Below are 22,672 nucleotides of genomic sequence, written 5' to 3'. Positions count from 1 at the left end.
ATCCCCTCCCCACAAGGGGGAGGGGGAACCGGCTGGCGTCCCCGCCGAGCACTAATCGTCGACGGTCATGCGTTGCATAGTGGCCGCAAAGTCCCCCTCCCCCTTGAGGGCCCCCCTGAGGGGAGGGGTTAGGGGTGGGGGTGCCGCGCCGGCCGACGCTTCCAGAATTTCCATGCGCGATCGCCATGCAGGGCAGGGAGAGACGGAGAGGAGTGTGCTCGGTACGAGCACGGCCAGAATTCGACGCCTTGGGATCACCCCTCCAGCACGGCAGCGCCGATGCGGCCGATGTCGCCGTCTTCCTCGTCGCTCTCGCCGCTGACGCCGATCGCGCCGATGATCTCGCCGCCTGCCTCGAGCAGCACCCCGCCGTCGAGCGGGATGCCGTTGGGGATGCACAAGAGCGCGTAGCGCCCCTGCCCTTCGACCACGTCCTGGAACGCCTTTGTCGGCCGCTTGAACAGCACGGCGGTGCGCGCCTTGAGCGTGGCGATCTCGACGCTGCCGACCTGCGCGCCGTCGTCGCGGTGCAGCAGCACCAGATGGCCGCCGTCGTCGACGATGGCGATCACCAGCTTCAAATTCCGTTGCTTCGCCGCCTTTTCGCAGGCCGCGGCGATCGCCTTAGCCGCCTCGATGGTCAGCGCCGTCTTGGTTGCGAGCATTTTCTCCCCCAATGTCCTGATTTTACAATGCGACGCCGAGCGCGGCCGGCCAGCCCAGCCCTTCGTCCGTGCCGGCGCGCGGCCGGTATTCGCAGCCGACCCAGCCGCCATAGCCCAGCCGGTCCAGCGCCCTGAAGAAAGCGGCGTAGTCGACCTCGCCCTCGTCCGGCTCGGCGCGGCCCGGCACCGCGGCGATCTGCACATGGCCGACCAGCGGCAGGTATCTTTCCAGCCTTTCCACGACGCCGCCCTCGGTGACGCCGACATGATAGGCGTCGAACATGATTTTGACGTTCGGCGCGCCGACCTTGGCGATCACCCCTGCCGCCTCCCCGACGGTCGCATAGAAATAGCCCGGCCGGTCGCGCGCATTGAGCGGCTCGAGCAGCAGCGTGAGATCCGGCGCTTGCCCGGCCGCCCAGCGCAGATTGTCGGCGAACAGTTCGGCCGCAGCGGCCTTGCGATCCGGCGCGACGTCGCCGGCCATCACATGCACGGAACCCGCGCCGATCGCCCGCGCATAGGCGGCGGCCCGGGCGAATCCGGCCTGGAAATCCGCCTGCCGGCCCTCGACCGCGCCCAGCCCGAATTCGCCCTTTCCGGGGTCGATCGGCGTGTTGAGGCCGAGCACGGTGAGCGCATGATTTTCGCAGCGTTCGCGCAAGGGCTCGGCGGGAATGTCGTAGGGCCAATGCAGCTCGATCGCCCTGAATCCGGCGGCCGCGGCCGCGTCGATGCGCTCAAAAAGTGGTCGATCGGGCCAAAGGAAGCCGAGATTTGCGGAGAAGCGCGGCATAAAGCGATCACTTTTTCCCGAAATTCCGCTTGAGATCGGCGATTTTTTCAGCGTCGAGCAGACGAACCGCCATGCCGCGCGTCAACAAGACGAGCTTCGCCGTCTCCTCCAGTTCCTCGATCGCATAGACCGCCGCGTCGAGCGAGGACGCCGACACCACCGGCCCGTGATTCTCCAGCAGCACCGCCGCGTGGTGCGGCGCGACCGCGTCGATCAGCGGCGCCACTTCGGGGGAGCCCGGGCGCGTATAGGGCACGACCGGCACGGTGCCAACGCGCATCACGACATAGGGCGTGATCGGCGGCACCGCGTCGGCCGGATCGACGTCGGCGAGGCAGGAGAGCGCGGTCGCGTAGGTCGAATGCAGATGCACCACCGCCCGCGCCTCGGGGCGGTTGCGATAGAAGGCGAAGTGCAGCGGCAGTTCCTTGGTCGGCGCATCGCCGGCGACATGGCGGCCCTCGCCGTCGAGAATCGACAAGCGGCCGGGGTCAAGGAATCCCAGGCAGGAATTGGTCGGCGTGGCGACATAGCCGTCGGCGGTGCGCACCGAGATGTTGCCGGAGGAACCGGCCGTAAAGCTCCGTTCGAACAGCGATTTTCCCCAGCGGGCGATGGCGTCGTGGAGCTTGGGGTCGGTCATGGTGAACCTATTGCGCCGAGGGCTTTTGCGAAGAAATGCGGCCCGCCGAAATTGCCGCTCTTGAGCACCAGCCCGAGCGGGCCGTCGCGTTCGGCGACCAGCGCCGGAACGCCGGGATCGATCTCGGCGCCGATGGCGAGGCTTTTCAGGCCGAGCGCCTCGACCACCGCTCCGGACGTTTCGCCGCCGCCGACGGCGATGCGGCGGACGCCGCGGTCGGCCAGCATCCGGGCGAGGTCGCCGAAGAAAAATTCGACCGCCGCCGCGGTCTCGGTCCGGCCGAAGCTGGCCTGCGCGGCGGCCACGACAGTCGGATCGGCGGTCGAATAGACGATCGGCGCTGCGCCCTCCCGGCTCTCCACCCAGTCGGCCGCCTGACGCGCCGACATGCGGCCCGACAGCAGGTCGGCGGGCTCGACCGCCAGCCCCGGCGCCGTTTCGAGATAGGCTTCCACCTGCCGCCGCGAGGCCGCCGAGCAGGAGCCGCAGAGAACGGCCCCCGGTCCTTGGGGCACCGGCAGCTCGGCCAGCCGGTCCGACAGCAGCCCCTGCGCGCGGAAATTGTCGGGCAGGCCGAGCGCGATGCCCGATCCGCCGGTGATCAGCCGGTGACCAGCCAATGCCTTGCCCAGCGCAAGCAGATCGTCGTCCGACGTCGCATCGGCGACCACCAGCCGGCGGCCGGCGCGGCGCTCGCTCTCGAACGCGGCGGCGACCGCCTCCGGGCCGTCACGAACCGTGTCGAGCGGGATCAGCCCGACCTCGCCTTGCGTCTGCCGGCGCAGCCAGCGGCGGATGTCCGGGTCGGTCATCGGCGTCAGCGGATGGTTTTCCATGCCGGATTCGCTCAAGAGCCGGTCGCCGACGAAGAGATGGCCCATGAACAGCCGCCGCCCGGTCTTGGGGAAGGCGGGGCACGCCACCGCCAGCTCCGCCCCGGTGAGGTCGAGCAGCGCCTCGGCGACGGGGCCGATATTGCCGGCAGGCGTCGAATCGAAGGTCGAGCAGTATTTGAACAGGATCTGCCGGCAGCCCTGGTCGAGCAGCCAGCGCACCGCCGCAAGCGACTGTCGCACCGCCTCACCCGGCTCGATCGACCGGGTCTTCAGCGCCACCACGCCGGCCTCGCAGTCGGCGGGTGCGCTGTCCTGCGAAGGGCCGACGAACTGCACTGTGCGCATGCCGCCGCGCGCCAGGGTGTTGGCCAGGTCGCTGGCACCGGTGAAGTCGTCGGCCACGGCTCCAAGCAGCATGGCCGCGCCTCAAGCCGGCTCGACGCCGGAAAGCTCGTCCTCGATGTGGACGCGGATGATGTCGTCGAAGGATTTTTCGGCACGGAAGCCGAATGCCTCGGCGCGGCGGGCATCGAAGCTGCGCGGCCAGCCGGCGATGATGCCGGCGATCACCGGATTGGGCTCGCGTCGGATCAGCCGTGCCGCGCCCTCGCCCGCCACCCGGCGCAGCGCCTCGATCTGGTCGGCCACCGTGGCAGACAGGCCGGGCATGGTGATGGTCCGCTGCGATCCGAGCGGCGCCGAGTCGAGCTCGGCGGCGTGCAGCATGAAGTCGACCGCGGCGCGCGGGCTGGCGAACCAGTGCCGCACCGTCTCGGCCACCGGCAGCACCGCCTCCCGGCCGATCAGCGGCTCGCGCAGGATGCTGGAAAAGAAGCCGGAAGCGGCCTTGTTGGGCTTGCCCGGCCGGATCGAGATGGTCGGCAGGCGGATGCCGACGCCGTCGAGAAAACCTCGCCGCGAATAGTCGGCCAGCAGCAGCTCGCCGATCGCCTTCTGCGTGCCATAGCTGGTGAGCGGCGTCAGGCAGTGCGAATCCGCGATCACCTCGGGCAGCGGCTCGCCGAACACGACGATCGAGGAGGTGAAGACGACGCGCGGACAATAGGGCGCGGCGGCGCCAGCCCGGCGGACCGCCTCGAACAGCGAGCGTGTGCCGTCGAGATTGACCTGGTATCCCTTGTCGAAATCGGCTTCGGCCTCGCCCGATACCACCGCGGCGAGATGGAAGATCACGTCGGGCCGCGACGCAACCAGCCGCGCCGCCGTCTCGGGAGCGGCGAGATCGACGGCGACGGTCTCGACCCTGCCGCCGAAGTCCGGCCTTTGCGGCTCCACGATGTCGGCCAGCGTCAGGGTCTCGATGCGCCGGCCGCGCAGGGTCCCGCGCTGGATCAGGGCGGCGACGAGCTTGCGGCCGAGCATGCCGGCGGCACCGACGACGAAGATGTTCATGTCAGGCCTGCTCCCTCTCGCCGTCCGAGGCCCCGGCCTTGCCGGCGGCCTTCAGGATCATGTCCGCCCCGCCTTCGTTGACGTCCCGGCTGGTGTCGTGGATGCGCAGGATGTGCTCGGAAAAGGCCGCCGCCACCGCCTCCGGATTGCGCATCTTCAGCGCCCTGACGATGAAGCGATGGTCCTCGAGGCTCTTCTCGATGGCGCCCGGCCTGCCCATGGCGATGCGCCGGTGGTCGAGCATGTAGGTGTAGAGGTCGACGACGAAGTCGGCGAGCAGCCGGTTCTGGCAGGCGTAGTAGATGGTGAGGTGGAATTCGCGGCCGCAGATCAGGAAGCGTACGGGATCGTTGGCGGCCTGCTCCTGCGCGTCGATGGAATCGTCGAGGCGCCTGATGTCCTCCTCGCTCAGATGCCGGGCCGCGTCGGCCACCACGGCCGTCTCGACCAGCAGGCGGGCGGCGTGCACGGCCTCCAGGCTGTAGCCGTTGATGGAAGACGGGTCGGTGACGCCGATGCGCTGCTTGCCGACGTCGACCTTGACGTTGGCGACGCGGGTGCGCGCGCCCTGCGACACCTGGACGACGCCCTCGCCGGCCAGCCGCTGCACCGCGCCACGCACCGTCTCGCGGCTGACCGCCAGCATGGTCGCCAGCTCGCGCTCGCTCGGCAGCTCGTCGCCGACCTGAAGAATCCCCGAGGCGATCAGCGACACGATCTTGTCGCGGATGATCTCCTTCGCCGTCTGCTTGTGGATCGCCTCGTTCAGCGGAGAGAGCGGTATCGCCATCGAGTCACCGGTCAACTGGACTGTTAAGTAGTCCAGTTAGCGCAGTTTGATTTCGCTGTCACGCGCTAATTTGCCGGGGGTGTTTGGGGCCTGGGGAGGCGCCGAGGGCCGGGCACCTTCCGCGTCCTCCGGTTTCCGGCAATCCCATATGCGATTGCGCTCCTCAGGAAACCGTGAGGCCCCCGAAATCGAACACGAACGGCTCGTCCCGCAACACGGCGTCGATGATCGCCAGCGCCAGCGGGAAGCGCGCGCGCTCGAGCGCGGCGAGGCCGGGCGCCGGCTCCAGCCAGGCGGACAGCATGCGGGCCGTGTCGATGCCTTCGACCGTCTCGCCCGCCAGCTCCCCGGCCATCATGCCGGAGACCGTGCGTCCGAGGCCGAGGCCATGGCCGAGCCTGCTGTTACGCCCCCCGCCGACAGTGACGTGCAGGTCGCCGATGCCGGCGAGGTCGAAGGCGGTGTCGCGCCGGCCGCCGAAGCGCTCGCACAGCCGCGCCATCTCCAGCGCGGCCTGGGTGAAGGCGGCCGCCGTCGGGTTCTTCGACTGGCCGTCGGGACGGGCCGCGTCGGGATAGCGCGTCTGCATGGCGGCGACGCCGATGGCATAGAAATTCTTCAGCGCCGCGCAGGCCTCGACGCCGGTGACGTCGTCGCTGGTCGACAGGCGATAATAGTCCGTCGCCATCAACGCGGCGAAGGCTTTTGCCGCGGACTGGCCGTCGGCCGAGGCATAGACGCTGGCCGTCGGGTTGCGGTTGGCGAGCTCGCGGGCGATGCACGGGCCGCCGATGCCGATGAAGGTCTTCATCTTGGGCAGTTGCGGCCGCAAGGACTCGGCCAGCGTCGTCAGCGACGGCCCCACCCTGTCGAGCCCCTTGGTGACGAAGGCGACCGGCCGCTCGCGTCTCATCAGCGTGTTAAGCTTTTCGACCGCCCAGGGAATGCCGGGGCTGCTGACCCCGACCACGATGACGTCGGCCGCCTCGACATGGGAGGCGGTGAGTTCGTCCTCGGCCAACGGCGTGACCCGGCCGGGCAGCGGATGATCCAGTTTCGGGTGCACGCCGCCGGCGGTTTTCATGCGCGCGACCGCCGCGGCGTCGAGCGGCGTGCCGGCAAGCAGCACGTCGTTGCCGTTGTCGGCGCCGGGCACGGCCAGCGCGCTGCCCATGACGCCGGCGCCGAGGATCAGGATCGTTGCCATTGGCGGCTCCTACGATTTTCTCATGTTTGCGACTGCGGCTTCGGGTAACCGACAACCTCAAATACCCCCACCCCTAACCCCTCCCCACAAGGGGGAGGGGGACTGGCTTGCATCTCCGCCAGGCGCCAACCGCCGACGATTTACTTGGCAGGAAGGCCGCAGAGTCCCCCTCCCCCTTGTGGGGAGGGGTTAGGGGTGGGGGTATTTCATATGCACTTGCCTTGCCGCCAAGAGGTTCCTGCCGGCTCAGATGCGCGCCTCCGTCTCGGCGTCGAAGACATGCACCTTGGAAGGCGGGATGGCGAAGCGGACCTCGCTGCCTTCCTCGAAGCGCAGCCCCTTGTCGACGACCGCGACGAAGCGACCGTCCGGGCCCTCGCAGAACAATTGCGCATCGTGGCCGAGACGTTCCAAAAGCACGGCGCGGGCGCCAATCGCCCCGTCGGCCGCCACAGTAACGTCGGTCGGCCGCAGGCCGAGCACGACGCGCTGCCCCGGTTTTACACCGGAGCCTTCCTCCAGCAGGATGCGACCGCTCGCCGTGTCGACGGCGGGCACGCCCGCCCCGCTTGCGGCCGTGCCGGGCAGAAAATTGATCGCCGAGGCACCGATGAAGTCGGCGACGTATTTGCTGGCCGGCCGGTCGTAGACGTCGTCCGGCGAGCCGATCTGCTCGATCTTGCCGGCGCGCATGACGACGATGACGTCGGCCATGGTCATCGCCTCGACCTGATCGTGGGTGACGTAGATGGTCGTGGTCTTCAGCCGGTTGTGCAATTGCCTGATCTCGGTGCGCATATGCGCCCTGAGCTTGGCGTCGAGATTGGAGAGCGGCTCGTCGAACAGGAATACCGAGGGCTCACGCACCATGGCGCGGCCCATCGCCACGCGCTGCCGCTGGCCGCCGGAAAGCTGTTTCGGATAACGCTGCAGATACGGCGTCAGATTGAGAATCTCGGCGGCGCGCTCGACGCGCTGCTTGATCTCGGCCGCCGGCATCTTCGCCACTTCCAGGCTGAACGAGATGTTCTCGTAGACCTTCATCGTCGGATAGAGCGCGTAGTTCTGGAACACCATGGCGATGTCGCGGTCGCGCGGGTGGACGTCGTTGACCCGCCTGCCGTTGATCGACAGGTCGCCCTCGCTGACGCTCTCCAGGCCGGCGGTCATGCGCAGCAGGGTCGTCTTGCCGCAGCCCGACGGGCCTAGCAGCACGACGAACTGGCGGTCCTCGATGCGGAACGACACGTCGCGCAGGATGTTGACCGCACCGAAGGATTTTCCGATGCCCTTGTATTCCACTGTCGCCATGAAAAGCGCTCCACCCGTCGTCTGTCGCCGGCCTGTCGGCCGACGGATCAATATTTCTGCCTGGTCGGCGTGATGACGATTTCCTGGACGATCGCCCGCTGCGGCAGTTCGTAGGCGTCGAGGATCAGTTTTGCGACGACATCGGCCGAGATGCCGCCGCCGATCGCCTGCTTGTTGGCCTTGTAGTTGGCAAGCGTCGTCTCGTCGCGCACCCCGTCCAGCACCTCGGTGTCGATGATGCCCGGCGATACCACGATGACGCGCACGTCGTGCGGGGCGAGGTATTCGCGCAGGCTTTCCGACACGGCGTGCACGAAAAACTTCGTGCCGCAATAGACGGTGTGGTCCGGATAGACCTTTCGACCGGCGATCGAGCTCATCATCACCAGCGTGCCCTGCCGGCGCGCCACCATGCCGGACAGCACGGCGTGCACGGTGTTCATGACGCCCTTGGTGTTGATGTCGATCATCTCGTCCCAGTCTTCCGGCGGCTGGCGACCGATGTCGCCCAGCCGGGCGATGCCGGCATTGGCGAACATCATGTCGACCGACCCGTGCTCCGCCTCCGCATCGGCCACGGCTGCGGCGAGCGCGGCGCGGTCGCGCACGTCGACCTGGCGGATGACGGCATCGGGCAGGCCCAGCGCGTTCAGCCGCTCGAGCCTTCGCGCCATCAGCAGCACCGGATGGCCCGCGGCCGAGAAGGCGCGCGCCGCCGCCTCGCCTATGCCGGAGCTGGCGCCGGTGATCGCGATCAGTGGTTTCCTGTCCAAATCTTCCTCCTCGGCATTCCGTTGTCGTTCTTCTTATAGCAGCGGCCGTTGTGGTTGACTGTCTCACCCCCTCCGGCCCTGCGGGCCACCTCCCCCATCGAGGGGGAGGAGGCCGGCGAGCTTGGCGCCCCTCCCTCCCCTCGATGGGGAGGGTGCCGAGCGAAGCGAGGCGGGTGGGGTGAACGGGCGGCCGGCAAGACATGCCGGCCGCCCATCTTGCCCGTATGTCAGCCCTTGAGCACCGCTGCGACCTGGGTGGCGATGTCGTCCATCGCCTCCTTCGACGAGCCGTAGCCACCGGCGAAATATTTGCCGAGGCCGACCGGAATCGTGTCGCTGGAGAGCTGCGCCCATTCCGGCAGGTCCGGCTCGGAGCCCATGTATTTGGCGATGGTCTCGCGCACCACCGGCAGGTGGCGCGTGGTGCCGGCGCCGACGCGGGCATTGGCCTTGACGCGCGGATCGTCATAGACGCTGGCGCGAGTCGGACCGGTGCCGCCGCCGAGCACGGTGATCAGCGCCTGCGTGTCGGCGCAGGTCGCCCACTGCATGAACAGCCAGGCCGCATCCGGGGCTTTGGAGTATTTCGACACCGCCAGCGACGAGCCGCCCTGATGGCCGACGCCGGGGATTTCCCCGTAGCCGGTCTCCTTGACGGTGCGCAGCGCGATCGGCTGCGGCGGGATGACCGCCTCGCACAGGCCCGACACTTTTGTCTGCGTCGGGTCGTCGAAATAGGGGAAGAACTCACCCCAGGAGAGCATGGATGCCGCCACGCCCTGCGCCACCGCCTGGCCCTGGCCGTCCCAGGTCCAGCCGTCGACGCCCGGAGGCATGATCGCCCGCAGCTTGGTGTAGTAGTCGAGCGCCGCGATGCCCTGCTCGTCATTGCCGGAGAAGGTGCCGTCGCTGCGGAAGATCGAGCCGCCATGGCCCCACAGCATCGAGGTCCATTCGCATTCCAGCGCGTAGTGACCCGACTTCATCTGGCCGGCATAGCCGAAGAGGTTCGGCCCCTTCTTGTCGGTGATCGCCTTGGAGTTGTTGTAGAGTTCCTCGAAGGTGGTCGGCGCCTTCAGGCCGAGTTCCTCATAGACGTCCTTGCGGTAGATCATGATGAAGATCGGGATGTCGTAGGGCACGCCGACCATGCGGCCCTCGTACATTGCGATGCCGTCGACCAGCGCCGGCAGGAAGTCGTCGATGTTGTAGTTCGGCATGGCGAGGTCGGGCTTGGCCGAGATCTGCTCGCGCGGGTCGAACACGTCCTGGCTGAAGCTCGCCGCCCAGCTCTGGTCGATGTAATAGAGGTCGTAGGTACCAAGCGAGGAGGCGACGTCGAGCGTCAGCTTCTGCAGCACCTGCTCCAGCGGCAGCACTTCGATCTCGACCTTGATGCCGGTCGCTTCCTCGAAATACTTCTTGAGCTGCGAGTTGATGGCGTTGGAGGGCGGCGTCGATTCCGTCGCCAGCTTCAGCGTGGTGCCGGCGAACGGCTTGCCGACCTCCTTCAGCCAGGCGATCACCTCGGCCGAAGGCTGTACGGCTTCCTGCGCCTGCGCGCTGGAGACGCCGAAATACGGCCGCGGGCCGAGGCCCATGCCGAGCGCGCCGGCGCCGAGGCCGAGCTTGCCGGAGAGCCGCAGGAAGTCGCGGCGCCCCATCTCGCCACGGACGAGCTTGTCCGTGAGCGAGGACAGATAGAGCTTTCTGTCCTTGTCTTTCATCCTTCTTCTCCTCCATTTTTCGGGCGGCGACCTCGCCTCCCGGTTCTTTCAACTCCGCCGGCGGACGGATGTCCGCCGGATCACTGCTTCAGCGATCCCATGGTGAGGCCGCGCACCAGATGGCGCTGCACCAGCATGATGACGATGAATGCGGGGACGATCGCCGCGGCGCCGAGGGCGGCCATGTTGCCCCAGGCCGTGCCGATCGACGTAACGAAGGTCGACGACACCACCGGCACCGTCTTGATGCTGGTCTGGGTGAGCGTCAGCACGAACAGGAACTCGGTCCACGAGAAGATGAAGCACAGCACCGCGGTGGCGGCGATGCCGCCCTTGGCCATAGGCAGCACGATGCGCCGGAAGATGGTCCAACGCGACGCGCCGTCGAGCAGCGCGCTCTCGTCGATCTCCGCCGGGATGTCGTCGAAGAAGCTCTTCAGCAGCAGCACCGCCAGCGGCAGGTTCATCAGCCCGTGCACCAGGATGATGCCGGTATAGGTGTCGAGCAGGTTGAACTGCTTGAAGATGAAGAACATCGGCACGGCCACCGCCACCGGCGGCATCATGCGCGTCGACAGCACCCAGTTGACGAAGTGGTGGCGGCCGCGGAAATCCATGCGCGACAGCGAATAGGCGGCGAGCGTCGCCACCACGATCGCCAGCACCGTCGACATCGAGGCAATCACGATCGAGTCCCACAGCCGCGGCGCCATGTAGAAATTGCCGCCGCCGGGCGTCACCACGTCCTGGTTGCCGAAGCCGAAGCCGAGCGAGATGCCGAACACCTGCTCGAAATTGCGCACCGTGGGCGGGAACTCGAAGAATTTCGGCGGCCAGGAGAAGATGTCCTTGGCGTCGCGAAAGGCGACCGACGTCCAGAAGTAGATGGGGAAGAAGAACAGCCCGACCACCGCCCACCCGGCGATGGTACGCAGCGTCCGCTGGCCGGCGCTCATATGCATGTCACCACCTCACCTTGAAGACTTTGATGAAGACGTTGGCGAGCACCATGATGATCACCAGGCTCACCAGGCTGAGGGTGGCGCCGTAGCCCCATTTGATGAAGCTGAAGGTCTGCTGCCAGGCATAGAGGCTGAGGCTGTAGGTGGCGGTGCCCGGCCCGCCCGAGGTCATGACGAAGACGTAGTCGAAGACGCGGAACAGGTCGATGCCGCGCAGCAGCACCGCCACCGCGATCACCCGGGACATCATCGGCAGCGTCAGCCGGCGGAACATCTGGAACGACGAGGCGCCGTCTATCATCGCCGCCTCGTAAGGCTCGGCCGGCAGCGAGCGCAGGCCGGCGAGGAAGATCAGGACCATGAACGGCGTCCATTGCCAGATCTCGGCCAAGAGCACGCCGGCGAGCGCCGTGGACGATGTGGCCAGGATGGGTATCGACTTGTCGAGCAGCCCCAGCGAATTGAGGATGTAGGTCAGCGCCCCGAACTGCGGGTCCTCCATCAACAGGAACATCATGCCGGCGATGGCAGGCGGGATCACCAGCGTCAGCGACAGGATGGCGCGCAGCGGCCCGAACCCGGGCAGCTCGGCGTCAAGCAGGAGCGCGATCGCCATGCCCAGCACCAGCTCGAACACCAGCGCGATGGCGAAATAAGCGAAGGTGACACCGAGCGAGCTCCAGAATCGGGTGTCGTTCCAGAGCTGCACCCAGTTGTTGAAGCCGACGAACTGCAGCGCGCGCTTGCGCGGCACGAACTCGTGGAAGGAGAGCCAGATGTTGTAGATCAGTGGATAGATGGTGAAGACCACCAGCAGGCTGACCAGCGGCAGCAGCCAAGGTATCGGCGAATCCGAAATCGAGATGCGCTTGACCTGTGCGACGCTCATCCCATGCTTACTCCTCCACAGCCTTCCAATCCTCTCCTCGGATTGGTCCGGCGTTCCATCGTTCCACGGGCGGCGTACCGCCCTGCTCCACCCGGCGTCTCAGCCCGCCTGCTTCAGCAGCGATGCCGCCATTTGCCTCCTGAAATCCTCCAGCCACGCATTGAGCGCGGCGATCTCCGCGGCCGTCATGCGCAGTCCCGACTTGGTGCGCCGCCAGACGATGTCCTCGGCGCTTGCGGCATATTCATGGTCGATCAGGAAGCGCACCTCGGCCTCGTTGAGCGAGCCGCCGAAGTCGCGGCCGAGATCGGCGGCGCTCTTCGCCTTGCCGAGAATGGCGCGCGCCTCGGTGCCGTAGTGGCGCACCAGCCGCCGCGCCGCGCGCTCGTCGAGAAACGGATAGTCCCGCCGCAAATGGCGGGCGAGCGTTTCGGCCCCGCCCACCGGAAAATCCCCACCGGGCAGCGGTTTCGTCGCCGTCCAGCCGGCATGCGACCTCCACTCGGGGAAGACAGCCGCCAGCCTCTCCAGCGCGTCCTCGGCCAGGCAGCGATAGGTGGTGATCTTGCCGCCGAACACCGACAGCAGCGGCGCCTCGCCGTTGCCGGCATCGAGCGCCAGCACGTAGTCGCGCGTCGTCTTCTGCGCGTTCTTCGCGCCGTCGTCGAACAAAGCGCGCACGCCCGAATAGCTCCAGACGACGTCGTCCGGCGTCAGCGCCTTGCGGAAATAGGAGGACGCGGCATCGCAGAGATAGGCGATCTCCTCGGCCGAAGCCTTCACCGCGCCCGGTTCGCCGGCAAAATCGCGGTCCGTGGTGCCGATGAGGGTGAAATCCTCCTCATAGGGAATGGCGAAGAAGATGCGGCCGTCCGGGTTCTGGAAGATGTAGCAGCGGTCGTGCTCGTAGAGCCGCTTGACCACGATATGCGAGCCCTGCACCAGCCGCAGCGCCCCCGGAGCCTTCACCTGCGCGACCGAGGACAGCACGCGCTCGGCCCATGGGCCGGCGGCGTTGACGACGGCGCGGGCCTGGATGGTGTAGGCCGGCCCGCCGTCGGCATCCTGCAGCGTCAGCCGCCACAGGCCGCGCTCGCGCCTGGCGGCGGTGCAGCGGGTGCGCGTACGGATGTCGGCGCCCTTGGACTCGGCGTCGCGCGCGTTCAGCACCACCAGCCGGTTGTCCTGCACCCAGCAGTCCGAATATTCGAAGCCGAGCGACGACACGTCGTGCAGCGGCGCGCCGAGCGGGTCGCTGGCCAGCCGCAGGGTGCGGGTGGCCGGCAGCAGCTTGCGCCCGCCGAGATGATCGTAGATGAACAGGCCGAGCCGGAGCAGCCAGGCCGGCCGCAGGCCCTTGCGGTGCGGCAGCACGAAGCGCAGCGGCCAGATGATGTGCGGCGCGATCGCCCACAGCCGCTCGCGCTCGGCCAGCGCATGGCGCACCAGCTTGAAATCATAGTGCTCGAGGTAGCGCAGCCCGCCATGGATCAGCTTGGTCGAGGCCGACGACGTTCCAGAGCCGAGGTCGCCCTGCTCGCACAAAAACACGCTCAGCCCGCGCCCCGCCGCATCGCGGGCGATGCCGCATCCGTTGATGCCGCCGCCGATGATGGCAAGGTCGTGGACGGCCCTCATGCGGCACCCGCCTTTACGGCGCGCGCCGACAGCAGCCGGTCGGCCACCTCGACGAAACCGAAGCCGCCCTCGCGTTTGGTGACGTAGGCCGGCTCGGCCTCCAACTCGCCGCGGAATGTCAGCACGTTGGCGACGCCGCAGGCGTTGGGGAAGAAGCCGAACATCGGCGCATCGTTGGGACTGTCGCCGACGAAGACGATGCGGTCGCGATCCCGATCGATGTCGATGTCCAAAATGTCGGCGGCGAAGCGCCGCGACATTGTCAGCTTGTCGTATTGCCCGAACCAGCCGTTGACATGGATGGAGGAGATTTTCGCGACGGCGCCCTCCTCCTCGAAGATCTCGCGGATGCGGATCACGTCGGCCTTGGGCAGCGCCGGCACGTCCTCGCAGAAGTCGATGGCGAGATCCGCCTCGCGGTAGAGCTGGTCGGCCGAGACCGCCGCGCCCGGCACCTCGCGCAAAATGCGCTCGCGCACCGCCTTCAGCCGCTCGCGGTCCCTGGCGCGGGTCTCCGCGTCGATGGCGAAAGAGCGCCGCATCTTCCGCGCCGCCTCGTCGTAGGAGAAATAGAAGGCGCCGTTCTCGCCCACGACGCCGGCGACCGGCCACATGCGAGCGATCATGTCGCACCAGCCGGCCGGCCGGCCGGTGATCGGCGCCACCGCGATGCCGGCCTTGGCCAGCGCTTCCAATGCTTCATAGGCGCAGGCCGGCAGCCGGCCTTCATGGGTCAGCGTGTCGTCGATGTCGGCGAACAGCACCGTGACGCCGGCGGCTGTCTCGATCGGCATGTCGGCGACCGGCCGCATCTGCTCAGGCCTCCGCGGCGACGAAATCCTCGAGGATGCCGGCGTCGGCGGCAAGATCGAGGAAGGAATAGCGGTTGCGCATCTCGCGACAGTGCAGGACCGCCTCGCGGTAGAAATCGACGGGCAGGCCGAGGTCGGCGGCGGTCATCGGCCCTTGGGCGGCGGCGAGCAGCCGGCTCATCTCGTCGACCGGGATGACGAAGGCCTGCAGCTCGCGCCTGAGCTGCGGCCACAGCGCCTCCAGCTTCGCGTTGAAGGCATCCGCGCCCTTCTCGTCAAAGATCTTCGGCTGGATCTCGGCCCAGCATTGCCCGGCGACCTCCGCGCCCATGCGGCGCGCCATGGCGTCGGGGTCGATGCGGGTCGGGCGGATCACCGGCGCCTTGTCGCTCGCAAGCATCCGGCGCTGCAACCGCCCCATGGTGAGCACGCCGACGCCTACCTGCTGGCCGTGCAGCGTGCCGGGGTGCCGGTCGCCGGCGAAGCAGTCGATGTAGTGCGAAATCTGGTGCTCACCCATCGAGCCGTGATGCGACATGCCGGTCATCGACACACCGAGCCCGCACAGGGTGAGCACGCGGTAGAGATAGCCATGCGCGCCGATGTCACCTTTCGGCAGCAGGCCGGCACGGGCGTTCAGCGCCTTCTCGTCCTCGTCCTGAAGCGCGTAGGGCGCGGTGGCATAGAGCGAGCCGAGCAGCCGGTGCGACAGCCACCAGTCGACCTGCGCGACCGAGCGCACGAGGCAATCGGCGAAGCCGGCGGCGGCGAGATGCTTCGGCGCAGCCGCCGAGACGCCGAGATCGACGAAGAAGCCTGCCGGCGCATGCGACGGCAGCGACACCTTCAGCCCGCTCTCCAGCGTGATCGAGGCGGTGGTCGAGGTGTAGCCGTTCATCGACCCAGCGGTGCCGAACACGCAATAGCGGCGGCCCTGCCTGCCGGTGACGAACTTGCAGAGGTCGTTGATGGTGCCCGACCCGACGGCGACGACGGCCTCGCTGCCGGCAAGCTTGCCGGTGAGCAGCTCGATGCTGGCCATGTCGGCATGCGGGTGGTCAAGGATGACGATGTCGACCGGACCGAGCCTCGCCAGCGCCCTGGCGACCCGCGAGCCCATCGCGTCCCAGGTGTCGGCATCGGCGACGACGGTGAATTTCTCGCCGAGCTTCAGGCTGGCGACAAGGTCGGCCTCCGCGCCTTCGAGGCTCTCCTCGATGACGATGCTGTCATAGGGCACCCGCTCCGCCTTGCCCGTGTCCGGGCTGATCCAGCGGCCGGCGAGCACGTCGTCGATCAGCGCCGTCCAACCGCCATCCGGAGCATCGCTCCCCGCAGTGTGCTTCCGTGCCGTTTCCATGCCCTCGATCAGTCTTTTTCAGTGATGATGAACAAGTGACAGCAGGCGATGGCAGATGTCAAGACACAAGCCAGCGATCGTTGACAAATGTCGCCGACGTGATCAGATAGGCTATGGCGAACGTCAATGCGGCAGCGAAAGGTGGTGGGACTCCGGAGGCGAGGCTGCCGACGGAATTCGACGACGCGGTCATGTGGGCAACATGGCTCTATTATGCCGACCAGTTGACGCAGAGCGAGATCGCCAAGCAGCTCAACGTATCGCGCGCCACCATCGTCAACCTGCTGCAGGAGGCGCGCGAGCGCGAGATCGTCTCCGTCCGGATCAGCCCGCAGGCCTTCGGCCGCACGGCGGTCGCCCGCGCACTCATGGAGAAATTCGGCCTGGACGGCGCCTTCGTCATCCCGAGCGGCGACGAGCAGAACCTGGTCGACCGGCTGGGTGACGCAGGCGCGCGGGTGCTGGCCGAGCAGATCGAGGACGGCGACACGATCGGTGTGGCCTGGGGCCGCACCGTGCTCGCGGTGGCCAACCAGATATCGCTGCCGCGGCCTGTCCGGAACGTGACGGTCGTGCAGGTGTCGGGCAGCTCGACCGGTGAGCCGGAGTTCTCGGCCGAGCTGTGCACGTCGCTGCTGTCGAACCGCATCCATGCGCGCTGCGTCAACCTGCTGGCGCCGGCGGTGCTGTCGACGCGCGAGCTGAAGGCGATGCTGCTGGCCGAGCCGGTGCTGAAGAAGCAGTTCGAGCTCATCCATTCGACCGACCGCATCCTGTTCGGCGTCGGCGACATCGGCCCGCGCAGTACGGTGCGCGTCTCCGGCATCGCCTCGAAGGCCGAGATCGACGCCTATGTCGAGCAGGGCGCCGTCGCCGTGATCATCGGCCGCTTCATCGACGTGCACGGCATGCCGATCGGCGGCGACCATGACGACCGCATGGTCGGCATCACGCTCGACGAGCTGAGGCAGGTGAAGAGCCGCATCTGCATGGCCGGCGGCCAGACCAAGATCGCCGCCATCACCGCCACGCTGGAAGCCGGCTACGCCACCCATTTCGTGACCGACATGGCAACCGGCGAGGCATTGCTGGCCGGCTGAGGAAGGATCCGGGCCCGCGCTGTCAAAGGGAGGCGTCGCGGTTCCGGCCGGCCCCCTGCCGGCGCGAGGAAGACGCTGCGAGGAGGAGAACTGCATGCAGCCGCATGAACGCTATGTCGTGGGCATCGATTCATCCACCCAATCGGTCAAGGCGATCGCCTGGACGGCCGACGGCACGCCGCGCGCCGAAGGCCGCGCGCCGCATGCGATCAGCACGCCGGGCGCGTTGCTCGCCGAGCAGAATGCGGAGGACTGGTGGACCGCCGCGGCCACCGCGCTCGCCGCCGTCACCGGCCAGGTCGATCCGGCGGCGATAGACGGCATCGCCATCGCCAACCAGCGCGAGACCATGGCGCTGCTCGACGCCGACCGGCGGCCGCTCGCCCCGGCGACGCTGTGGCTCGACCGGCGGGCGCGCGAAATGGTTGCGGTGCTGGCAGAGGAGCTCGGCGGCGAGCGGCTGCATGCCATCTCCGGCAAGCCCGTGGACGTCATCCCCTGCGTCTACCGGCTGCGCTACCTGCGCGAGCACCAGCCGGAGCTGCTCGACCGCGCCGCGCAGATCCTCAGCGTGCATGATTTCCTCGTCCAGAAGCTGACCGGCGAGGCGGCGGCGAGCTGGACCAGCGCCGACCCGTTCGGCATCTTCGACATCGAGGAAAAGCAATGGTCGCGGACAATCCTCGACCATCTCGGCATACCGCTGTCGAAGCTGCCGCCGCTCTACCGGCCCGGCGCGCCGATCGGCCACGTCACGCCGGCGGCCGCGGCGGCGACCGGACTTCGGCCGGGCACGCCGGTATTCGCCGGCGGCGGCGACGGGCACTCGGCCGGCCTCGCCGTCGGCGCCACCAGCCCGGGCGTGGTCTATCTCAATCTCGGCACGGCGGTGGTCGGCGGCCTGTGGTCGCCGACGCCGGAGCTCAGCCGCTACTGGCGCACGCTGGTCTCGCCGACCGGCGACGGCTACCTGCTCGAAAGCTGCCAGCGCGGCGGCGCCTATTTCGTCAACTGGCTGCTCGACACCTTCGCGGGCGGCCACGAGGACAAGACGGTGTTCGAGCGGCTGGAGGCGCAGGCGCTGAAACTGCCGGTCGGCTCGGGCGGGGTGATGGTGTGCTCCTACCTGATGGGCTGCATGGACCCGCACTGGGACGAGAACGCGCGTGCCACCTTCACCGGCATGGGACCGGAGACGGGCATGGGCCACCTCTACCGCGCCTCGCTGGAGGCGATCACGCTGGAGTTCGCCCGGGCGCTCGAGCAGATGCGCCGCCAGCATGCCAGGGTCGAGCGCGTGCTGGTCATCGGCGGCGGCGCCGGCAGCCCGCTGTGGCTGCGCATGGTCGCCGACTCGACCGGGCTGCCGGTGATCCGCAGCCTGTCGAACGAGGCGTCGGCGCTCGGCGCCGGCATGTGCGCGGCGGTCGGTGCCGGCTGGCACGCCGGCTTCGCCGCCGCCACCCGTGCGATGACGCGCATCGCCGAGCAGGTCGACCCGTCGCCGGCGGCCTTCGCCGACTGGCAGGCGCTGTCGGCAAGGCAGGCCAGGGTCTACGAGGGCATGAAGCTGGCCGGCTCCGCCTGACAAGGCGTGCCGAGCTTGCAACGAACGGTTCGCTTCTCAGCGCCAGCAGGCGAATTGAAAGCGAGGAGCGGATGGGTCGTCCGCAACATCGTCGGCGTTTCCGCCCTCACACCGCCCGGAGATAGTCGACCCAGCGCGGATCCTGCATGATCGAGCGCGCCCGCATGTGCTTCCAGGCGCCGTATTTGTAGAAGTCGAAGTCGAGCGCCGAGACCGCGTTCTGCACCATCGCCCAGGTCGACCATTTCACGTCGGCCAGCGCCTTGTGCACGATCAGCCTGGCCTTCATCCGCGGCTCGGCCCGGCCGAAATAGGTCTCCAGCACCTCGTTCTCGATTGCGTCGGAGAAAAACATCTCGCCGCACCAGATGCCGAGTTCGTAGCAGCGGTCGTTGTTGGAGGCGTATTCGTAGTCGATCAGCATGATCGAGCCGTCCTCGGCGATGAGGAAGTTGCCCGGCATAGGATCGTTGAAGCAGGGCACGAGGTCGATGCCGGAAGCTTCGAGCGCCGAGCGCGCCAGCCGGTACTGCTTGTAGAGCCAGGCGAAGTCGGCGGGGAAGGCGCCGTTCAGAGTGCGCACCTGCTCGACATGCTCCTCGATCATGTCGAAGACGGTCTTGGTCAGGCCGAGCAGGCCGGAATCGTTGAAGGTGCGGTAGAGGCCGAGCACCCTGGCGCGCACCTCCGGCGACTGGAAGTCGCTGTTGGTGCAGGGGCGGCGGCCCTCGATGAAGTCGGCGATCTCGACGCCCTGATGATCGAGATAATCGTAGGTGCGCGGGCCGATCTTCAGCGCCTCGGCGCGGCGGCTCGCTTCCGACGCGGCGGCGCGGTCGATGAACATCTCGGTGCCGCGGCCGGGCACCTTGACGAAATAGCTGCCCGGCTCGCCATCGATGCGCACCTTCCAGTTGGAATTGCTGATGCCGCCATGGACGGGGCCATAGCGGAGCTCCCTGCCCTGCCACGGCGAAACGGCCGCCAGCACGACCTCGATCTCGCGCTCGGCTTCGCTCGCGGCCTCGCCGATCCTCTTGTCAGCCATGATGCCCTCACAGGTTCCGCAGCTTTTCCTCGAAGCCGGGATGGCGCAGCGCCATCCGGCATCTCAGCAGGCGCCAGTTCGCGTATTTCAGGAACTCGATGCCGTCGCGCTTCGACGTCGCGTTCATCAGCAGGCCCCACACGCCCCACATCAGGTCGTCGGCGATCGCGTAGAGCCGGCAGCGGGCGAGCGAGGCCGGGCGGACGCTGCCTTCGGCCATCTCCAGCGCCGGCAGCATCTCGCTCTCGAACGGAAAAGCCTCATTGAGCAGGATGCCGAGCTCGTAGACGGGATCGACGTTGCGCGCCTCGTCGAAATCGACGAGCTGGATCGCGCCCTCCGGCCCGATCATGACGTTGGAGGCGAGCCCGTCGGCATGGGCGGGCCTGGCATCCCAGCCGGCGGCGAGGATCGCCTTCTCGATGTCGCCGACCGCGTCCAGCATCCACCAGAAGTCGTCCGGCGTTTCCACGCCCGCCGCCCGGCGGGCATCCTCGAACGCGCGCAGCCGGTCGAACACCGTCCAGGAGCCGGCCAAGGCCGCGCCGTTGCGGAGGGTCGCCTTCAGCGCCAAGACCTTTTCCAGAATTTCGGGCTTGCGCAGATCGTCCATGCCGGCGGTGGCCCAGCCGTCGAGCAACTCGACGACGATAGCCTGGCGGCGGGCGTCGACATGCACCACCTTCGGCGTGCAGCCGAGCGTGGCGGCGGCGCGATTCGCGGCGAAAGAGGCGGAGACGTCGAAGAAGCGAGCCTGCTCGGGCTCGATCACCTTCAGCAGATGCGACGGCGCGTCGCCGTCGAGCGAGATCAGCCAGCGCCGGCTGTCGACGCCGCGGTGGCCCGGCGACGCCACGCCCGGCGCGGCCGGCTGGGCGCTGACGGTCCTGCCCCGCCACGCCTCGACGCCGGCCAGGATCGAGATGACGGTGTCGTCGGAAGCTGCGATGGTCATGACGCCGTCCGGTTCACGATTTCAACAGCTTGCCGTCCTGGCAGAAGCGCCAGAGCATGCCGGCCAGGATCTCGACGCCGAGGAGGCGGTCTTCCGGCGTGGTGAATTCGCTGGGATGATGGATGACGCCGCCGACGCTGGGGACGAGGATGACCAGCGAGCGCGTCACCGCCGCCATGGCGATCGCGTCGTGGCCGCCGATCGATGAGAGCCGCATCGTCTCGTGGCCGAGCGCGGCCGCCGTCTCCTCGGCAAGCGCGTAGAGCCGGCTGTCGAGCGGGCCCGCCTTGCGGCGGTCGATTGAGCGCACCTCGTAGCCAACCTTGGCACGTGCCGCGCATTCGATCATGCGGGTCTTCAGCTTCTCTTCCGCCGTTTCGAGGATCTCCGGGTCGTCCGAGCGCAGCTCGATGAACAGCACCGCCTCGGCCGGAACGACGTTCGGCGAGTTGGGATGGACCTCCAGGCGGCCGACCGAGGTGTGCAAATTGGCGCCGCCCTCGTCGGCGATCGCCCGCAACTCGCCGATGAGATAGCCGGCCGCCAGCAGCGCGTCGCGGCGCTCGACCATCGGCGTCGGACCTGTATGGGCCTGGCGGCCGAGGAAGGCGAGCCGGTATTTTGTGGCGCCCCAGAACCGGTCGATGGCGCCGAAGCGCTGGCCGGACTTTTCGAGGAAGGGCGCCCCCTCGATGTGCAGTTCGATCAGCGCGTCGGGGACGACGCACTCAGACTTGCCTGCGTAGCCAATCCGGCTCAGCGCCTCGCCGACCGAGATGCCGTCGCCGTCCTTGCGGGCGAGCGCGAATTCCAGCGTGTGCTCGCCGGTGTTGAAGCCGCTGCCGAGCAGGCTCGGCTGGAAGCGCGCGCCCTCCTCGTTCGTCCAGTTGACGACGGCGAAATTCGCCTGCGGCCTGACGCCGGTTTCCGCCACCTTCTTCTGGATCGCCTCGATGGCGCTGCAGGCGGCGACCACGCCATAGGCGCCGTCGAAACGGCCGCCATTGGGTTGGCTGTCGAGATGCGAGCCGGTCATGATCAGGGGCGCGTCATCGCCGGCCCAGTCGAGAAACCCGTACATGTTGCCGATCGGGTCGATCTCGACGCGCAGGCCGATCCGTTTCATCCAGGCGGCCAGCCAGTCGCGCGCCTGCCGGTCCTCCTCCGACAGCGTCAGCCGGTGCATGGCGCCGTCCGGACCGCCGCCGAAGGCCGAGACCTCCTCCATCATCCGGTGATGCGCCTCGGCGTCGACGTCGGGGAGAGACGAGGCTTTGCTTTCAACCTTGAGCATAATGGACCTTCACTTGAGCCTGATCGAGTTTCTGGGCGAAGTCCGCCCTGAGCGGAGCGTCGGTGATCAGGATGTCGACGTCCTTGAGATCGTAGGTGCAGATGGAGCCCTGCCGGCCAAACTTGCTGCTGTCGGCCAGCATGACGCATTGCCTGGAATGCCTGCGCAGCAGGCGCCGCAGCAGCGCCTCGTCCTGGCCGAGGTCCATGAAGCCGAGCCTGTAGTCGACGGCGACGATGCCGACGAAGGCGATGTCGAAGAAATGCTGGGAGACGATCGCCAGCGGGTCGGCGCCCATGAATGCCCGGTAGCTCGACGAGAGCTGGCCTCCGACCGCCACGACGTTGGGCGCGTCGAAGCCGCACAGGAGTTCGATGATGTCGAGCGAGTTCGTATAGACGGTGACCCGCGGCCAGTCCTTCAGGTGCTTGGCGAAGGCCAATGTGGTCGTGCCGGCATCGACGAAGATCTTGATGTCGTCGCGCAGCAGCCTGGCTGCCTCGGCGCCGATGCGGGCCTTCTCGCGGGCGTTGACGCGCATGCGCTCCGCGATCGGCTCGTCGCCGTCGCGCTGCGGCTTGACGCCGCCGCCATAGACGCAGCGCAGGTGCCCTTCCATCTCGAGCTGCTTCAGGTCGCGCCGGATGGTCTCGCGGCTGACGTGGAAATGGCTCGCGAGATCCTGCACGGAGACCCGGCCGAGCCGATTGAGGTCGGCCAAGATGTGTTCGAAGCGTGCTTCGGGCTCTTTCATGTCCGTACCTGCTCGGCGGGGCTACTGTTGCGAGCAGTCGACCATGCAAAGCGATGCCGCGCCACCGCGGCGGACTGGAGTGCCGGTCTTTTCCGGTGCATTTTCCATCGT

21 protein-coding genes are annotated in these 22,672 nt (G+C 67.8%); 2 read left to right on the top strand and 19 right to left on the bottom strand.

Annotated elements, in window-relative coordinates:
• Nucleotides 1–254: 254 nt before the first annotated feature.
• From AC5JDC_RS29600 to AC5JDC_RS29530, 15 genes are all read right to left on the bottom strand, one after another.
• Nucleotides 255–665 carry a GlcG/HbpS family heme-binding protein gene (locus AC5JDC_RS29600; RefSeq protein ID WP_495847194.1) on the bottom strand — a complete coding sequence of 137 codons (411 nt, stop codon included), beginning with the start codon at nucleotides 663–665 and terminating at the stop codon, nucleotides 255–257.
• A gap of 22 nt (nucleotides 666–687) precedes the next feature.
• A complete protein-coding gene (locus AC5JDC_RS29595; protein ID WP_495847192.1) occupies nucleotides 688–1,461 on the bottom strand; it encodes a hydroxypyruvate isomerase family protein in 774 nt (257 codons plus the stop codon).
• 7 nt (nucleotides 1,462–1,468) lie between these two features.
• Nucleotides 1,469–2,104 (bottom strand): 3-oxo-tetronate 4-phosphate decarboxylase, encoded by a 636-nt coding sequence (gene otnC, locus AC5JDC_RS29590; protein WP_495847190.1) that lies wholly within the window; start codon nucleotides 2,102–2,104, stop codon nucleotides 1,469–1,471.
• The gene (gene otnK, locus AC5JDC_RS29585) at nucleotides 2,101–3,357 is read right to left on the bottom strand and encodes a 3-oxo-tetronate kinase (RefSeq protein ID WP_495847188.1); all 1,257 of its coding nucleotides are present in this window, start codon (nucleotides 3,355–3,357) and stop codon (nucleotides 2,101–2,103) included. The genes otnC and otnK overlap by 4 nt, the downstream gene beginning before the upstream one ends.
• A 9-nt stretch (nucleotides 3,358–3,366) precedes the next feature.
• Nucleotides 3,367–4,353 (bottom strand): D-erythronate dehydrogenase, encoded by a 987-nt coding sequence (gene denD / locus AC5JDC_RS29580; protein WP_495847186.1) that lies wholly within the window; start codon nucleotides 4,351–4,353, stop codon nucleotides 3,367–3,369.
• Nucleotide 4,354: 1 nt separating this feature from the next.
• A complete protein-coding gene (locus AC5JDC_RS29575) occupies nucleotides 4,355–5,143 on the bottom strand; it encodes a FadR/GntR family transcriptional regulator (RefSeq protein ID WP_495847184.1) in 789 nt (262 codons plus the stop codon).
• 163 nt (nucleotides 5,144–5,306) lie between these two features.
• Nucleotides 5,307–6,350: a glycerol-3-phosphate dehydrogenase gene (locus AC5JDC_RS29570; RefSeq protein WP_495847182.1), complete on the bottom strand. Its 1,044-nt coding sequence runs from the start codon at nucleotides 6,348–6,350 to the stop codon at nucleotides 5,307–5,309.
• Nucleotides 6,351–6,596: 246 nt separating this feature from the next.
• Nucleotides 6,597–7,661 carry an ABC transporter ATP-binding protein gene (locus AC5JDC_RS29565; RefSeq protein ID WP_495847180.1) on the bottom strand — a complete coding sequence of 355 codons (1,065 nt, stop codon included), beginning with the start codon at nucleotides 7,659–7,661 and terminating at the stop codon, nucleotides 6,597–6,599.
• Nucleotides 7,662–7,708: 47 nt separating this feature from the next.
• Entirely contained in the window at nucleotides 7,709–8,434 is a 726-nt protein-coding gene (locus tag AC5JDC_RS29560; protein ID WP_495847178.1) for an SDR family oxidoreductase, read from the bottom strand.
• A 227-nt stretch (nucleotides 8,435–8,661) separates the two neighbouring features.
• Nucleotides 8,662–10,161: an ABC transporter substrate-binding protein gene (locus tag AC5JDC_RS29555; RefSeq protein WP_495847176.1), complete on the bottom strand. Its 1,500-nt coding sequence runs from the start codon at nucleotides 10,159–10,161 to the stop codon at nucleotides 8,662–8,664.
• An 80-nt stretch (nucleotides 10,162–10,241) separates the two neighbouring features.
• On the bottom strand, nucleotides 10,242–11,123 hold the full coding sequence (locus AC5JDC_RS29550; RefSeq protein WP_106772613.1) for a carbohydrate ABC transporter permease: 882 nt from the start codon (nucleotides 11,121–11,123) through the stop codon (nucleotides 10,242–10,244).
• A gap of 1 nt (nucleotide 11,124) precedes the next feature.
• Nucleotides 11,125–12,012 carry a carbohydrate ABC transporter permease gene (locus AC5JDC_RS29545; RefSeq protein ID WP_495847174.1) on the bottom strand — a complete coding sequence of 296 codons (888 nt, stop codon included), beginning with the start codon at nucleotides 12,010–12,012 and terminating at the stop codon, nucleotides 11,125–11,127.
• A gap of 99 nt (nucleotides 12,013–12,111) precedes the next feature.
• Nucleotides 12,112–13,650: a glycerol-3-phosphate dehydrogenase gene (glpD, locus tag AC5JDC_RS29540; RefSeq protein ID WP_495847172.1), complete on the bottom strand. Its 1,539-nt coding sequence runs from the start codon at nucleotides 13,648–13,650 to the stop codon at nucleotides 12,112–12,114.
• The gene (locus AC5JDC_RS29535; RefSeq protein WP_495847170.1) at nucleotides 13,647–14,462 is read right to left on the bottom strand and encodes an HAD-IIB family hydrolase; all 816 of its coding nucleotides are present in this window, start codon (nucleotides 14,460–14,462) and stop codon (nucleotides 13,647–13,649) included. Before AC5JDC_RS29535 ends, glpD begins: the two co-directional genes overlap by 4 nt.
• A 4-nt stretch (nucleotides 14,463–14,466) precedes the next feature.
• Entirely contained in the window at nucleotides 14,467–15,822 is a 1,356-nt protein-coding gene (locus AC5JDC_RS29530; RefSeq protein WP_495847168.1) for an iron-containing alcohol dehydrogenase, read from the bottom strand.
• Nucleotides 15,823–15,935: 113 nt separating this feature from the next.
• Between AC5JDC_RS29530 and AC5JDC_RS29525 the strand changes: the two genes are divergently transcribed.
• On the top strand, nucleotides 15,936–16,922 hold the full coding sequence (locus AC5JDC_RS29525) for a sugar-binding transcriptional regulator (RefSeq protein WP_495847166.1): 987 nt from the start codon (nucleotides 15,936–15,938) through the stop codon (nucleotides 16,920–16,922).
• A 94-nt stretch (nucleotides 16,923–17,016) separates the two neighbouring features.
• The gene (locus AC5JDC_RS29520) at nucleotides 17,017–18,510 is read left to right on the top strand and encodes a xylulokinase (RefSeq protein ID WP_495847164.1); all 1,494 of its coding nucleotides are present in this window, start codon (nucleotides 17,017–17,019) and stop codon (nucleotides 18,508–18,510) included.
• Nucleotides 18,511–18,616: 106 nt separating this feature from the next.
• On the opposite strand, the gene AC5JDC_RS29515 is transcribed toward AC5JDC_RS29520, so the two are convergent.
• From AC5JDC_RS29515 to AC5JDC_RS29500, 4 genes are read right to left on the bottom strand one after another with little or no spacing between them, the layout of a single operon-like run.
• Entirely contained in the window at nucleotides 18,617–19,558 is a 942-nt protein-coding gene (locus AC5JDC_RS29515) for a phosphotransferase (RefSeq protein ID WP_495847162.1), read from the bottom strand.
• A gap of 7 nt (nucleotides 19,559–19,565) precedes the next feature.
• Complete coding sequence (locus AC5JDC_RS29510) at nucleotides 19,566–20,513, bottom strand: phosphotransferase family protein (RefSeq protein WP_495847160.1); 948 nt, start codon at nucleotides 20,511–20,513, stop codon at nucleotides 19,566–19,568.
• Nucleotides 20,514–20,526: 13 nt separating this feature from the next.
• Nucleotides 20,527–21,807 (bottom strand): Zn-dependent hydrolase, encoded by a 1,281-nt coding sequence (locus AC5JDC_RS29505; RefSeq protein ID WP_495847158.1) that lies wholly within the window; start codon nucleotides 21,805–21,807, stop codon nucleotides 20,527–20,529.
• A complete protein-coding gene (locus tag AC5JDC_RS29500) occupies nucleotides 21,794–22,561 on the bottom strand; it encodes a DeoR/GlpR family DNA-binding transcription regulator (RefSeq protein ID WP_495847156.1) in 768 nt (255 codons plus the stop codon). Before AC5JDC_RS29500 ends, AC5JDC_RS29505 begins: the two co-directional genes overlap by 14 nt.
• Nucleotides 22,562–22,672 lie beyond the last annotated feature (111 nt).

This window comes from Kumtagia sp., from assembly GCF_059502445.1.
This window is presented reverse-complemented; position numbering and strand designations above follow the sequence as displayed.

Bases quoted from the DNA above. Each gene is read 5' to 3' on its own strand.
- AC5JDC_RS29505 (WP_495847158.1), bottom strand. From the start codon at position 21,807: ATGCTCAAGGTTGAAAGCAAAGCCTCGTCTCTCCCCGACGTCGACGCC.
- AC5JDC_RS29545 (WP_495847174.1), bottom strand. From the start codon at position 12,012: ATGAGCGTCGCACAGGTCAAGCGCATCTCGATTTCGGATTCGCCGATA.
- denD (WP_495847186.1), bottom strand. From the start codon at position 4,353: ATGAACATCTTCGTCGTCGGTGCCGCCGGCATGCTCGGCCGCAAGCTC.
- otnC (WP_495847190.1), bottom strand. From the start codon at position 2,104: ATGACCGACCCCAAGCTCCACGACGCCATCGCCCGCTGGGGAAAATCG.
- AC5JDC_RS29525 (WP_495847166.1), top strand. From the start codon at position 15,936: ATGGCGAACGTCAATGCGGCAGCGAAAGGTGGTGGGACTCCGGAGGCG.
- AC5JDC_RS29500 (WP_495847156.1), bottom strand. From the start codon at position 22,561: ATGAAAGAGCCCGAAGCACGCTTCGAACACATCTTGGCCGACCTCAAT.
- glpD (WP_495847172.1), bottom strand. From the start codon at position 13,650: ATGAGGGCCGTCCACGACCTTGCCATCATCGGCGGCGGCATCAACGGA.
- AC5JDC_RS29570 (WP_495847182.1), bottom strand. From the start codon at position 6,350: ATGGCAACGATCCTGATCCTCGGCGCCGGCGTCATGGGCAGCGCGCTG.
- AC5JDC_RS29535 (WP_495847170.1), bottom strand. From the start codon at position 14,462: ATGCGGCCGGTCGCCGACATGCCGATCGAGACAGCCGCCGGCGTCACG.
- AC5JDC_RS29520 (WP_495847164.1), top strand. From the start codon at position 17,017: ATGCAGCCGCATGAACGCTATGTCGTGGGCATCGATTCATCCACCCAA.
- otnK (WP_495847188.1), bottom strand. From the start codon at position 3,357: ATGCTGCTTGGAGCCGTGGCCGACGACTTCACCGGTGCCAGCGACCTG.
- AC5JDC_RS29565 (WP_495847180.1), bottom strand. From the start codon at position 7,661: ATGGCGACAGTGGAATACAAGGGCATCGGAAAATCCTTCGGTGCGGTC.
- AC5JDC_RS29515 (WP_495847162.1), bottom strand. From the start codon at position 19,558: ATGGCTGACAAGAGGATCGGCGAGGCCGCGAGCGAAGCCGAGCGCGAG.
- AC5JDC_RS29555 (WP_495847176.1), bottom strand. From the start codon at position 10,161: ATGAAAGACAAGGACAGAAAGCTCTATCTGTCCTCGCTCACGGACAAG.
- AC5JDC_RS29550 (WP_106772613.1), bottom strand. From the start codon at position 11,123: ATGCATATGAGCGCCGGCCAGCGGACGCTGCGTACCATCGCCGGGTGG.
- AC5JDC_RS29600 (WP_495847194.1), bottom strand. From the start codon at position 665: ATGCTCGCAACCAAGACGGCGCTGACCATCGAGGCGGCTAAGGCGATC.
- AC5JDC_RS29530 (WP_495847168.1), bottom strand. From the start codon at position 15,822: ATGGAAACGGCACGGAAGCACACTGCGGGGAGCGATGCTCCGGATGGC.
- AC5JDC_RS29510 (WP_495847160.1), bottom strand. From the start codon at position 20,513: ATGACCATCGCAGCTTCCGACGACACCGTCATCTCGATCCTGGCCGGC.
- AC5JDC_RS29575 (WP_495847184.1), bottom strand. From the start codon at position 5,143: ATGGCGATACCGCTCTCTCCGCTGAACGAGGCGATCCACAAGCAGACG.
- AC5JDC_RS29595 (WP_495847192.1), bottom strand. From the start codon at position 1,461: ATGCCGCGCTTCTCCGCAAATCTCGGCTTCCTTTGGCCCGATCGACCA.